We start from the raw sequence: 12,697 nt of genomic DNA on the forward strand, positions 1-12,697 counted from the left end.
CACAAGTCAAATCGGTTGATTCAGCATGAGCAGCGACAAACCGATCAATCCCGAAGATCAGGAGCACCCTGAGGCCTCGAAAGAGGCGCAGGGGCCAGGCCGGGCAAAGCCATCCGGCGCCAGCGGCGACGAGCCAACCCGACTCATGCCGGAAAGAGGGAAGGGGCGCGATGCGGGGCAGGCCGACACTTCCGATGCGCCCACTCGCATTCTCGACCGTGAGGAGCCCAGGACCGTCCTGGTGGATCGCGCAGAGGCCGACAGGCAAGCGGCCGACGCAACCAGAGTTCTTGATTCCACGAAGTCATCCAAATCGGGCTCCAGCGGGGGTGCGGTTCCGGAGACCAATGTCTCCATGCCGCACTTGGCGCCGCCGGCTGCACCAGCGGAGACATCGGTTTCGGTACCGATGTCTCCCGTGGTCCAGGTGCGCGCGCCGCGCACCGGAGATTCGGCATCGCCTTCCTCGGCTCGCACAGCGGGCAGTGCCGCGGATCGCGACGAATTGCCGAAGGCGGGCGACTACATCAAGGATCGCTTCGAGCTGACCGAAGAACTCGGCCGGGGTGGCATGGGTGCCGTGTTCCGAGCGCGAGACGTGCGCAAGATGGAAGCGCTGGATCCGGATCCGTATGTCGCGATCAAGTTCATTTCCGGCAGCCTTATCGGGTTCGAGAGGGCGTTTGTCGCGCTTCAGAGGGAGGCGAAAAACGCCCAGTCACTCAATCATCCGAACATCGTCAAGGTGTTCGACTTCGATCGCGACCAGAATCTGGTCTACCTGACCATGGAAGTGGTCGAAGGCATCGCGCTGCACTCCAGGATGCGGGCGGCTGCGACCAATCCCATGAGTGCGGAAGAGCGCACCCGACTCGTGCATGGAATGCTGGCCGGCATGGCCTACGCCCATTCGCGCGATTTGTCGCATGCGGATCTCAAACCGTCGAACATGATGATCGACAGCGAAGGCACCTTGAAGATTCTCGACTTCGGAATTGCCCGTCGTCGCGAATACGACAAGGTGTTCGATGCTGATGACCTGTTCGCGCTGACTATCGACTACGCCAGTCCGGAAATGCTCAATCGGCAGCGGCCAACGCCGGCTGATGATGTTTACGCGCTGGGTTGCATCATCTACACGATGTACGCTGGCGCCCACCCGTTCAATCACGTACGAGCCGACCTCGCCAGAAGCGAGAAGATGCGGCCGGAGCGGCCGGCAAACATCAGTCGTGTGCAGTGGCAGGCATTGCGCAAGTCGCTGGCGTTCACGCGTGAGGAGCGCTTTGCCGACGCAGCCGAGTTCCAGCGCGCCTTTGAAGCGCCTGACTGGAGAAAGATCGGCGGTGTCGCGGCTGCGGTTCTTGCCGTACTGTTGGTTTTTGGCTGGTTTCTGGCCGATCCCGTGCAGAGCTGGATGACAGTCTCCGGACTGGATACGGAGCAGGCTGCATCCCTTCAGCGCAGCCTGGACGACGGATCCGAGTATCTTGACGCAGGCTATGCCGAGGATGCCGTGTATGCCTATGCCGAAGCGTTGACGTTGAACCCCTACAGTGCGGATGCGCGCAGCGGCGCGCGCAGTGCTCTGGGCAAGTTGCGCTCCCAGATGTCCACAGACCAGTATCGAAAATACCTGGCCTCACAGCAGCAGGAAGAGCGCAATCCGGCCTGGTTGAAAGATCTGGTCGAAGCAGAGCTGGCCTCGATTCCGCAGCCTTGAGCCGGGTTTCGGCATCGCTGGCTGCATATTCACATTGACGCGAACCAGTGGCGACATTACCATTCCGCGCCTCTCCGGTACGTTACCGAGACGGGCTTGCCCGTGGAGTCGAAGTCGGCGGGGTATAGCGCAGTCTGGTAGCGCGCCTGCTTTGGGAGCAGGATGTCGGGGGTTCGAATCCCTCTACCCCGACCAATCCGATTCCTCGCTGCAGGTTCAATAGTGCCAGTCGGATCGGAATGTCAGCTGGCTTCTGGCAAACTGCTGCAATGTCGATTGAAGATGCGCCCGTAGCTCAACCGGATAGAGCATCGGCCTTCTAAGCCGGCGGTTGCAGGTTCGATTCCTGTCGGGCGCGCCAATCCTGTTCCGTGCGCGGAATGGGTCTGGCAGGCATGGCAGCCGCGAAGTCTGGTTGGGTTGTGCGAATTGAGTGACGTGCGCGCGGCCGGTTGGATCGTTGTTTTTTTGAAATAGCTTCAATGGTGGGCGTAGCTCAGCTGGTTAGAGTCCCGGATTGTGATTCCGGATGTCGGGGGTTCGAGTCCCCTCGCTCACCCCATTTCCATCGCGTCGATGGTTTTCGATCGACGTGTGTTTTGCTAAACTTGTTCGTCTGTTTGGGGTCGTTAGCTCAGTTGGTAGAGCAGTTGACTCTTAATCAATAGGTCGAAGGTTCGAATCCTTCACGACCCACCAAACGGACCTTCATGTCCAACTGCGACAGCCGGTCGCATTCTGGCGCGATTCGGTGCCAGTCCGGGTGGATTCAGCGGCTTCCAGCGATGCGAATGTGGCGGAATTGGTAGACGCGCTGGATTTAGGTTCCAGTGGGGCAACCCGTGAGAGTTCGAGTCTCTCCTTTCGCACCAAATCGAAAGAGCCCGATGCCGAATCTTGAGCGGCAACGAGGGAAAGCGAGCCCGCTTTTCCGTCAGGCAATACTAGAGCCCGATGCCGAATCTTGAGCGGCAACGAGGGAAAGCGAGCCCGCTTTTCCGTCAGGCAATACAAGAGCCCGCTGCCGAATCTTGAGCGGCAACGAGGGGAAACTCCTCCCTTCGACAGCGCCAGCGCGGAGAAGCAGGCACACTTCGGAGACTCGTTCGCCGGATCCGCCAAGAATCGTTCCCGCATCACCCAGTCTCCCCAGCCTCCGGAAGGATGCTGTCAGCGCGCAAGGTGGCGCAAAAACCTGTCCAACCCCTGCGAAATCCTGCCCCGATGCTTTATGATAGCCGGCTAGCCACGCCCGGCATCAGCTCGGGCTCTGTCGTTTCAAGGAGCATCCATGCAAGTTTCGGTTGAGAACGTCGGCAAACTTGGACGCAAGCTGACGGTGCGCATTCCTGCCACTCGCCTCGAGGATACGGTCCGCAATCGGGTCCAGGAGATGGGCCGCAACGCCCGGATCAAGGGATTCCGACCCGGCAAAGTGCCGACCAAGGTCATCGAGCAGCGCTTCGGCGCGCAAATCCGCGGCGAAGCCTTGTCCGAGCTGATTGGCTCGACGTTTCAGGAAGCCGTCAATACGGAAAAACTGCGGCCAGCGATGCAGCCCTCGATTGCCACCAGCGGCAGACCCGAAGAGGGTCAGATCGAGTACGTAGCAACATTCGATGTCATGCCGGAAATCGGCCCAATCGACGTCAGCGGTCTTGAAATCGTGCGCCAGACCTCGGTCGTGGCGGATGCAGACATCGATTCGATGATCGAGACCCTACGCATGCAGCGCCGGACCTGGAACCCCGTGGATCGTGCCGCGATCAATGGCGACATGGTGCTGTTCGAATTCAGCGCGCAGGCTGCCGATTTCCGCTATCCGGAGACCGGTACGGACCGGGTCGGAACGATCGTAGGCTCGGACGCGCTGTTCAAGGACCTGGAGGATCGCCTACTCGGCCACGTGGTCGACGATGCCTTCGAGGCAGACCTCGACTTCCCTGCAGACTTCCGCATTGAAGGGCTCGCCGGCAAGTCGGCACGCGCCAGCTTCAAGATCGTGCGCGTACAGGAGCCCGTGCTACCCGATCTTGACGCCGCTTTCCTGGCCACCTTCGGAGTGGTTGACGGTGGCCTCGAGCAGTTTCGTGAGGATGTCCGTGCCAACCTCGAGCGCGAACTTTCGGCAGCGCTTGCTTCGCGCCTGAAGGCGTCGGCCGTCGAGAAACTGATCGATGCCCATGCCGAGCTGGAGATACCGCCGAGTCTGGTCGACAGCGAGGCGCGTGAACTGGCCCGTCAGGCGCAGGGCGACAAGGCCGGCCAGAAGGAGTCGATCTCGCATGAGCCGTACATGGCCTCGGCACGTCGGCGTGTGGCCGGCGGCATGTTGCTGGCAGAGATAGCCCGTCAAAACGAGATCAGGATCGACATGCGCCGCGTTTCCGAGGCGCTGTCGGCCATCGCGTCGACCTATGAGGAGCCGCAGCAGGTGGTTGAACTTTACTCGAAGGATGCCCAGATGATGAGTGGCCTGCAAAGCCGAGTCCTTGAAGATCAGGTCATCGACTGGATTGCGCAGAATGCCAAGGTCAGCGAAAAAAAGCTGAGCTTCAGTGAAGTGATGCGTCCCGTCGCCTGAGCGCCGGGCTCCAAGGAGATCCAGAATGTCCAGTCATGATCCAGTCCGGGGTCTCAACCTCGTTCCGATGGTTGTCGAGCAGACCTCCCGCGGAGAGCGCGCCTACGACATCTACTCGCGCCTGCTCAAGGAGCGGGTCGTGTTTCTGGTCGGGCCCATCGATGACTATGTCGCCAATGTGGTTGTTGCGCAGCTTCTCTTCCTTGAGTCGGAGAATCCGGACAAGGACATCAATCTGTACATCAACAGCCCCGGTGGATCGGTGACCGCCGGTCTGGCTATTTACGACACCATGCGATTCCTCAAGCCCGATGTCAGCACGATGGTCATCGGCCAGGCTGCGAGCATGGGTGCTTTCCTGCTGGCCGCGGGCCACAAGGGCAAGCGTTACGGGCTGCCGAATTCACGGGTGATGATCCATCAGCCCTCCGGTGGCGCCCAGGGCCAGGCCTCGGACATTGAAATCCAGGCCAAGGAAATCCTCTATCTGCGTCGGCGCCTGAACGAGGAGCTGGCCCAGAACACGGGGCAGGACCTGGAACGGATCGAGCGCGACGTCGAGCGCGATCTGTTCTTCAATGCCGTGGACGCCAAGACCTACGGCCTGATCGACGAAGTCCTCGACCGACGCCCGGCCGAGACCGTTCATCCGGTTTGAAACTCCTGAGGGCGAGCTGGCATCCTGCAATCCCCGACCTGGCCTCACTGGCCTGGATTGGCGAAATGCTGTGCTATGCTCGCCCGGCATCAAGCAAAACCACCCGAGGCGACGCATGACTGAAGAGCGACAAGGCCGATCGGGCGACGGCGGGAAGATCCTCTATTGCTCTTTCTGCGGCAAGAGCCAGCATGAGGTCCGCAAGCTCATTGCTGGTCCATCCGTATTCATCTGCGATGAATGCGTCGAGCTGTGCAATGACATCATCCGGGAAGAGCTCGAGGAGAAGGCCGCCTCGGCGCGCAGTCACCTGCCCAAACCCAGGGAAATTCTGGATGTACTGGATCAGTATGTCATTGGTCAGTCGCGCGCCAAGAAGGTTCTGGCCGTCGCGGTCTACAACCATTACAAGCGTCTTGAATCCCGCAGTCGAAACGACGAAGTCGAGCTGGCCAAGTCGAATATCCTGCTGGTCGGTCCGACCGGCTCGGGCAAGACCCTCCTCGCCGAAACCCTCGCACGGCTGCTCAATGTCCCGTTCACGATCGCTGACGCGACGACCCTGACCGAGGCCGGTTACGTCGGTGAGGATGTCGAGAACATCATCCAGAAGCTGCTGCAGAAGTGCGACTATGATGTCGACAAGGCCCAAAGCGGGATCGTCTATATTGACGAAATCGACAAGATCTCACGCAAGAGCGAGAACCCCTCGATCACGCGAGATGTATCGGGTGAAGGTGTGCAGCAGGCCCTGCTCAAGCTCATCGAGGGAACAGTGGCTTCCGTGCCCCCTCAGGGTGGGCGCAAGCATCCGCAGCAGGAATTCCTGCAAGTCGACACCAAGAACGTGCTGTTCATCGTCGGCGGTGCTTTTTCCGGTCTCGAGAAAATCATCCAGCAACGGTCGGAAACGACCGGAATCGGCTTCAAGTCCGAAATTCGCAGCACCGGCAGCAAGGCCGACACCGGCAAGTTGCTCGGTCAGGTGCAGCCGGGCGATCTGATCAAGTTCGGCCTGATTCCGGAATTCGTCGGTCGCTTGCCTGTGGTGGCCACGCTGGAGGAACTGGACGAGGAAGCGCTGGTCAAGATCTTGACCGAACCCAAGAATGCGATCACCAAGCAGTTCAGACGGCTCTTCGACATGGAAGGCGTCGAACTCGAATTCCGTCCCGATGCGCTGGCGGCCGTTGCCAGGAAGGCTCTGGAACGCAAGACCGGCGCGCGCGGTCTGCGCACCATTCTCGAGCAGGTCCTGCTTGACACGATGTTTGACCTTCCCTCGCTCGAGCATGTGAGCAAGGTTGTCATTGACGAAGCCGTGATCAATGGACAGGCCGAACCGTACCTGATCTACCAGGGCAATATGCAGGCGCGCGCCGCGGCTGCCGAATAGGGGCCCTCGAGCGGTGCCGGCAGCGGCTGCTGACCGGTCGGTCCCTTGCAATGCGGCCTGTCGCCCTCACTTGACCTGACGGCAGCGTGGATTCACGCTGCCGTTCGAGTTTGCCTGCCCCCGAAAGCCCGGATCCAAGAGATGGAAAAAACCAGCAAGTCCCCACCAGGCGCCGCGGATGACGTGATCGAACTGCCGATCCTGCCCCTGCGCGACGTTGTCGTCTATCCGCACATGGTCATCCCGCTGTTCGTAGGTCGGGAAAAGTCCGTGAGCGCGCTTGATGCTGCAATGGAAGACGACAAGCAAATACTTCTGGTGGCACAGCGCAGTCCGGATGTTGACGAACCCGAGGCTGGCGACTTGTACTCGATCGGTACGGTTGCATCGGTACTGCAATTGCTGAAGCTGCCCGACGGCACCATCAAGGTGCTTGTCGAAGGCACTTCACGAGCCGAAATTGCGGGCTTCTCCGAGCGCAACGCCCTGCTGACCGGACGCGCCCGCCGGCTTGAGCCGGTCTATACACGAACCGAACGCGAAGTCGAAGTGATTTCGCGTTCCCTGGTTTCCCTGTTCGAGCAGCTGGTGAAGCTGTCGAGGAAGATCCCGCCGGAGTTGATGGCAACCCTGGCGGGTCTGGAAGATCCGTCGCGCCTGGCCGACACGATCGCAGCACATTTGTCTGTCCGGTTGCAGGACAAGCAGCAGATCCTCGAGACACCCGACGTGGCCGACAGACTGGAGCGTCTGATCGCGCTGGTTGATGGCGAGATCGATGTCCAGCAAATCGAGAAGCGCATTCGCGGCCGGGTCAAGTCGCAAATGGAGAAGAGCCAGCGCGAGTATTACCTCAATGAGCAGATGAAGGCGATCCAGAAGGAGCTCGGTGATTCCGAGGATGCGCCCAGCGAACTCGAGGAACTTGCGCGCAAGATCGAAGCCGCAGGGATGCCCAAGGCGACCCTGAAAAAGGCCCGTGCGGAACTGGGCAAGCTCAAGCAGATGTCACCGATGTCTGCCGAAGCGACGGTGGTCCGCAACTACATCGACTGGATGGTTGCCGCACCGTGGAAGAAGCGGACCAAGGTACGCAAGGATCTTCGCCTTGCCCAGGAAGTGCTCGATGCCGATCACTTCGGCCTGGAGAAGGTCAAGGATCGCATTCTCGAATATCTTGCCGTGCAACAGCGCGTGCACAAGATGAAGGGGCCCATCCTCTGTCTGGTGGGACCGCCCGGTGTCGGCAAGACTTCGCTCGGACAATCCATCGCCAAGGCCACCAACCGCAAGTTCGTGCGCATGTCGCTGGGCGGTGTCAGAGACGAGGCCGAGATTCGCGGGCATCGGCGAACCTACATCGGATCGATGCCGGGAAGGATCATCCAGAACATGTCCAAGGCAGGCACGCGAAACCCGCTTTTCGTGCTCGATGAAATCGACAAGATGTCGATGGACTTTCGAGGCGATCCCGCCTCGGCGTTGCTTGAGGTGCTGGATCCCGAACAGAACAATGCATTCAGTGACCACTATCTGGAGGTCGATTTTGACCTCAGCGAGGTCATGTGGATAGCGACTGCCAATTCGTTGAACATTCCCGGACCCTTGCTGGACCGCATGGAAGTCATCCGCATCCCCGGTTATACCGAGGATGAAAAGGTCAACATTGCCGAGCGCTATCTCATTCCGAAGCAGCTCAAGGCGAACGGACTGAAATCCCATGAGCTGGATATCGAGGAAAGTGCGATCCGCGACGTGATCCGCTACTACACGCGTGAATCCGGCGTGCGAAATCTGGAGCGCGAAATTTCCAAGATTTGCCGCAAGGTCGTCAAGGAACTGAGCCTCGCGGAGCCGGCCAGGTCTGCCAAGGGCAAGGCCGTCGCCAAGAAGGCCGTGGCTCGCAAGTCCGTGCCCAAGCGCAAGCAGGTGCGTGTTTCAGGCAAGAATCTTGACCAGTATCTTGGCGTGCAGAAATTCAACTTCGGTCGCGCCGAGCTGCAAAATGAAGTGGGTCTGGTCACCGGCCTGGCCTGGACAGAGGTCGGAGGCGACCTTCTCAGCATCGAGGCGACCACGGTTCCGGGCAAGGGCAAACTTCAGCATACCGGACAACTTGGCGATGTCATGCAGGAATCCATCCAGGCTGCCCTGAGTGTCGTTCGAGCGCGCGTGGACCGGCTTGGCGTTGATCCCGAGTTCCATCAGAAACTCGACGTGCACATTCATGTTCCCGAAGGCGCAACACCCAAGGACGGGCCCAGTGCCGGTGTGGCGATGTGCACGGCCCTGGTATCCGCGCTGACGCGCATACCGGTGCGTTCGGATGTGGCCATGACCGGAGAAATCACCCTGCGTGGCAGGGTATTGCCGATTGGCGGGCTCAAGGAAAAGTTGCTTGCGGCACACCGGGGCGGTGTTGGAACCGTGATTATTCCCGAAGAAAACCGCAAGGATCTCGCAGACATACCGGCCAACGTTACCGAATCGCTGGAGATACGACCGGTCAAATGGATTGACGAGGTACTCGATATTGCACTGGAGCGTCCGCTCACGCCGGGTTCGCGTACCGAACCGCCAGCCGCTGCGGAAATTCCGGCCAAGGGCAAGCGAAGTTCCGCGGAATCTCCGGTTCGTCCGCATTGAGCCAGTGCCGCCGGATCCGGGCGCGAACCCCGTTCACGCCATGGTGACTCGGCCCCGGGATTGACGCATGCACTCTTTTTTGCGTGTGCCTTCGGGTGCTCAGAGTACTTAAAAATCCGCATAAAACCTTGTGTTGCGCGGTATCAGGGGCACTGGTATAAAGGTCAGGCCACGATTCGCCGATACAAAACGTATCCTGCGGATACGCGGGGGAACATGCATTGCGCGGGAGGTCAGCCCACCTCATTCATGCCGCGCGATCAGTTCGAACCAAACACATCCGGGTTGCTGCTCGAAAGGGAGTTGATAATGAACAAAGCTGAATTTATTGGTGCGGTTGCCGACAAGGCCAACATGTCCAAGGCGGACGCCGAGCGCGCTGTCGAGGCGGTTTTTGGCGTCGTCAAGAGTGCCCTCAAGGCAGGTGATAACATTTCTCTGGTTGGCTTCGGCACGTTTACGGTGCGCACGCGTGCCGCTCGTACCGGCCGCAATCCGCGGACCGGCGAAACGATCGAGATCAAGGCGTCCAATGTACCTGCATTCAAGGCAGGCAAGGGGCTCAAGGACGCGATCAACTGAGTCAAGGACAGGGGGTGCTTAGCTCAGCGGTAGAGCGTCGCCCTTACAAGGCGAGGGTCGGGGGTTCGAAACCCTCAGCACCCACCACTCCATGTTCTGAGCGTCCAGTCGGTTACAATACTGGACTGTCTCGCCGGGGGTAGCGGATCAGGATCCGTTCCGTTTGCTACCTCCCATGCAGGGCGCCCGAGTGGCGCCTTTGCTTTTTCATGCGTGGGTCGATAGCTGGCTCCACGTTGTTCATTGTCGACGGCCAGGCCTGCCGGTTGTCGGCTGCAAACCCACAACATTAGGCGGTTGCATGCTTCAGGATCTACGCGCAAAAACATCCGGTCTGATTGCGAAGATCATTCTTGGCGCGATTGTCGTCGCGTTTTCGTTCTTCGGCATTGAGTCCTATTTCATCGGACGGACGGATACCTTTGTAGCCCGAATCGGCGACAAGGAGATCTCGCAGCAGGAATTCCGTACTCGCTTTGACGAGTTCCGGCAGCAGCAATTGCAGCGTACCAACGGAGCCATCGATGCGCGCATTTTTGATCAGCCTGACATCAAGCGCCGTATTCTCGATCAGATGATCGACGAGCAGGTGCTGCTCAATGCCAACGAGAAATACGGCATAGCGATTCCTGCGGACCGCCTGCGCGAGGAAATCTCGAGTATTCCGGCATTCCAGCGCGACGGCGCATTCGATGCAGCCTTGTATCGCGCGCGTCTGTCGGCTCAGGGCATGACGCCCAACGCATTCGCCGAGCGTGTTGCCGAGGAGCTCGCCGCCAGGGAGATTCCGGTGGATGTTGCAAGCAGCGCGTTTGCAACGGACAAGGAGGTCGATGAACTGCTGCGGCTTCGCGGTCAGCTTCGCGATTTCAGCTTCGTGACCCTGACTGCGCCGGAACCTGCATCGACCGAAATCCCGGAACAGGAACTGACGGAATTCTATGAAGCGCACCAGCAGGACTACATGAACCCCGAGTTGGTTGCGCTGGAGTATGTCGAGGTCAATGCGCAGGATCTTGCCGTGCAGCTGGTTGCAGATGAGGCCACGCTCAAGGACAGGTACGAAAAGGAAAAGTTCCGATTCGTGACCACAGAGCAACGCCTCGCTTCGCATATCCTGATCAAGGTGCAAGGGGATGGCGGGCCTGACGAACAGAAAAAGGCGCTTGAAGCCGCAGAGGCCGTTTCTGCCAGAATCAAGGCCGGTGAAGACTTTGCCGAGCTCGCCAAGACCGAATCCGCGGACCTGGGTTCCCGCGCCCTTGGTGGCGACCTTGGCTGGATGGACAAGGGCATGACGGATCCGGCATTCGAGGAGGCGCTATACGCGCTGGAAAAGGGCCAGGTCTCCGATCCGGTTCTTTCTTCCGAGGGCTACCACATTATCGAGGTCCGGGATATTCGCCCGGGAGCGGCGCGCAGCTTCGAAGAAGTCCGCGAGGAACTGGCATCCGAATATGCCGAGTCTGAACGCGAGCGTGCCTACAACGAACTGTCCGGTCGCCTGATCGACCTGAGCTACGAGGATTCGACATCGCTGGCTCCGGCGGCTGCCGAGCTGGGCCTGAAGGTCGAGAAGACCGAGTTGTTCTCGCGCAGCGGCGGATCCGGTCTTGCCGGCAATCCTGAAGTCGTACGCGCCGCATTCTCGGATCCCGTACTGCTGCAGGGAAACAATTCGGATCAGGTTGAACTGGGTCCCAACCACATGGCTGTCGTTCGCGTCAGCGAACACAAGCCTGCAACGCCAAAGCCGATGGCCGAGGTCAAGGATCAGGTCGAACAGCGAGTTATCGCCGAACGCGTCAGCAAGCAAGCTCAGGAGCGTGCGGATGAACTGTTCGCACGCCTTGAAAAGGGCGAGTCCTTGCCCGCCCTGGCGCAGGAATTGACGCTTGAGGTGCAGGATCAGCAGGGTATCGGGCGCAGTGCCGTCAATGTCGACCAGGCACTCGTATCGGCTGCATTCGCGTTGCCCCGGCCAGCGGGCGGCAAGTCCGAGTTCAGTCTTGTCACGCTCGGTGGCGATTCCTTTGCGTTGCTTGAGCTCAAGGGCGTGACCGACGCTGACCCGGCGGCTGCGGATCAGCCCACGCGGGAGGCTGCCAGAAACACGATCAAGCAAGCCAATGCGGACGCGGCCGCCCGGGAATTCGTGGCAGCACTCAGGGCTGGAATGGAAATAGAGATTTCCGAAGAACGCTGGTAGCAGAAAAGGGCCGCGCTGCGGCCCTTTTCGATGATGACGCATGCAACTGGCGAATGCGTCTGGCGAGAGGCCTTATTCGATGCCGGTCATGCCTACCGTGCTGTAGCCGCAGTCGACATACATGATCTCGCCGGTCACGCCTGAAGCAAGGTCCGAGCACAGGAATGCGCCGACATTGCCGACTTCTTCCGGCGTCACGTTGCGGCGCAACGGTGCACTTGCTTCGACGTGATCGAGCATCTTGCGCAAATTGCCAACGCCCGAGGCGGCCAGAGTCTTGATCGGGCCTGCGGAAATCGCATTCACGCGGGTCCCTTCGGGACCGAGGTTGTAGGCGAGATAACGGACGTTGGACTCGAGGCTGGCCTTGGCGAGGCCCATCACGTTGTAGTTGGCCAGTGCCCGCTCGGCGCCAAGATAGCTCAAGGTGAGAATCGATCCATTGCGCCCCTGCATCATCGGCCTGGCGGCCTTGGCCAGCGCGGCGAGACTGTAGCTCGATATGTCGTGCGCAATGGCGAAACTTTCCCGCGTCAGGTTGTCCAGGAAACCGCCTTGCAGCGTTTCGCGAGGAGCGAACCCGACCGAATGCACGAGGATGTCCAGGCCATCCCAGCGTGCACCGAGATCACTGAAAACCTTTTCGATCTGTGCATCGTCAGCGACATCGAGCGACATGACAATGTCCGAGCCGAATGCCTGCGCAGCTTCATCGACGCGGCTCTTCAATTTTTCGCTCTGATACGTAAGGGCGAGTTGCGCGCCTTCCCGGTGCATCGCTTCAGCAATTCCCCAGGCGATTGAACGCTTGCTGGCGATGCCGATGATCAAGGCGCGCTTGCCGTGCAGAAATCCCATGCTTCCTCCAGTACACCGCGATGAATTGTCACGCGAATGTC

The 12,697-nt window shown here is 59.8% G+C and carries 8 protein-coding genes and 6 tRNA genes; 13 read left to right on the top strand and 1 reads right to left on the bottom strand.

The features are described from left to right. Nucleotides 1-25 precede the first annotated feature (25 nt). The 13 genes from R3F00_RS15085 (at nt 26) to R3F00_RS15145 (ending at nt 11,798) form a co-directional block, all read left to right on the top strand. On the top strand, nt 26-1,723 hold the full coding sequence (locus tag R3F00_RS15085; protein ID WP_371282629.1) for a serine/threonine-protein kinase: 1,698 nt from the start codon (nt 26-28) through the stop codon (nt 1,721-1,723). 118 nt (nt 1,724-1,841) lie between these two features. Continuing rightward, nucleotides 1,842-1,918, top strand: a tRNA-Pro gene (locus tag R3F00_RS15090). 89 nt (nt 1,919-2,007) lie between these two features. Next, a tRNA-Arg gene (locus R3F00_RS15095) sits at nt 2,008-2,084 on the top strand. A gap of 124 nt (nt 2,085-2,208) precedes the next feature. Then, a tRNA-His gene (locus R3F00_RS15100) sits at nt 2,209-2,285 on the top strand. 61 nt (nt 2,286-2,346) lie between these two features. Next, nucleotides 2,347-2,422 (top strand) — tRNA-Lys (locus R3F00_RS15105). Between the two features lie 88 nt (nt 2,423-2,510). After that, a tRNA-Leu gene (locus R3F00_RS15110) sits at nt 2,511-2,595 on the top strand. Between the two features lie 419 nt (nt 2,596-3,014). Beyond that, entirely contained in the window at nt 3,015-4,307 is a 1,293-nt protein-coding gene (gene tig / locus R3F00_RS15115) for a trigger factor (RefSeq protein ID WP_371282630.1), read from the top strand. 25 nt (nt 4,308-4,332) lie between these two features. After that, nucleotides 4,333-4,965, top strand: coding sequence for an ATP-dependent Clp endopeptidase proteolytic subunit ClpP (gene clpP / locus R3F00_RS15120; RefSeq protein ID WP_371282632.1), 633 nt, complete (start codon nt 4,333-4,335; stop codon nt 4,963-4,965). A gap of 115 nt (nt 4,966-5,080) precedes the next feature. Beyond that, entirely contained in the window at nt 5,081-6,361 is a 1,281-nt protein-coding gene (gene clpX, locus R3F00_RS15125) for an ATP-dependent Clp protease ATP-binding subunit ClpX (protein ID WP_371282633.1), read from the top strand. Between the two features lie 141 nt (nt 6,362-6,502). Next, entirely contained in the window at nt 6,503-9,007 is a 2,505-nt protein-coding gene (lon, locus tag R3F00_RS15130; RefSeq protein WP_371282634.1) for an endopeptidase La, read from the top strand. A 309-nt stretch (nt 9,008-9,316) separates the two neighbouring features. Next, complete coding sequence (locus R3F00_RS15135) at nt 9,317-9,589, top strand: HU family DNA-binding protein (RefSeq protein WP_371282635.1); 273 nt, start codon at nt 9,317-9,319, stop codon at nt 9,587-9,589. A gap of 12 nt (nt 9,590-9,601) precedes the next feature. Beyond that, nucleotides 9,602-9,676: transfer RNA gene (locus R3F00_RS15140), tRNA-Val, on the top strand. A gap of 214 nt (nt 9,677-9,890) precedes the next feature. After that, nucleotides 9,891-11,798, top strand: coding sequence for a SurA N-terminal domain-containing protein (locus tag R3F00_RS15145; protein WP_371282636.1), 1,908 nt, complete (start codon nt 9,891-9,893; stop codon nt 11,796-11,798). A gap of 72 nt (nt 11,799-11,870) precedes the next feature. Here the strand turns inward: R3F00_RS15145 and R3F00_RS15150 are convergent, their stop codons facing one another. After that, complete coding sequence (locus tag R3F00_RS15150; RefSeq protein ID WP_371282637.1) at nt 11,871-12,656, bottom strand: enoyl-ACP reductase; 786 nt, start codon at nt 12,654-12,656, stop codon at nt 11,871-11,873. Nucleotides 12,657-12,697 lie beyond the last annotated feature (41 nt).

It is taken from the genome of Dokdonella sp. (assembly GCF_041395345.1).
Lineage (GTDB): Bacteria > Pseudomonadota > Gammaproteobacteria > Xanthomonadales > Rhodanobacteraceae > Dokdonella.